Genomic DNA, 480 nt, shown 5'->3' on the forward strand with positions numbered 1-480 from the left:
CCTCGGAAGGATGGGCGAGGGGCGATATTCCGGCCCTTCTGTAATATCTCCATGCTACACAAGGAGGAGCAACCCGGTGTCCCGCTCTGAACGCCTCCTTGAGCTTTTGCAGTTACTCCGCACCTATCGTCGCCCGGTAAGCGGGGCGACGCTGGCGCAGCAGCTCGGTATCAGTATTCGCACGCTGTATCGTGATATCGCGAGCCTTCAGGCGCAGGGCGCAGTTATCGAAGGGGAGCCGGGATTGGGTTATATCCTGCGTCCCGGCTTTATGTTGCCGCCTATCATGTTCAGCCAGGAAGAAATCGAAGCGTTGGTTCTCGGCACAAGATGGGTTGCGGACAGGGGAGACGCTGAGCTCGGCGCAGCTGCACGCAATGTTCTTGCCAAAGTGGCAGCAGTAATGCCTGAGGATTTACGCGTTACACTCGAAGCGGTAAGCCTTCTTGTCGGCCCCGGTAAGAAAGATGCGGTCGATCT

1 protein-coding gene is annotated in these 480 nt (G+C 57.7%); it reads left to right on the forward strand.

Features of this window, described 5'->3' with window-relative positions; all coding sequences use genetic code 11:
• Nucleotides 1-76: 76 nt before the first annotated feature.
• Nucleotides 77-480: helix-turn-helix transcriptional regulator (locus R0J92_RS21660; protein WP_411053152.1), on the forward strand; the 404-nt coding region annotated here is incomplete at its 3' end.

Source organism: Tritonibacter sp. SIMBA_163, from assembly GCF_046535935.1.
In the GTDB taxonomy this organism is placed as follows: domain Bacteria; phylum Pseudomonadota; class Alphaproteobacteria; order Rhodobacterales; family Rhodobacteraceae; genus Epibacterium; species Epibacterium scottomollicae.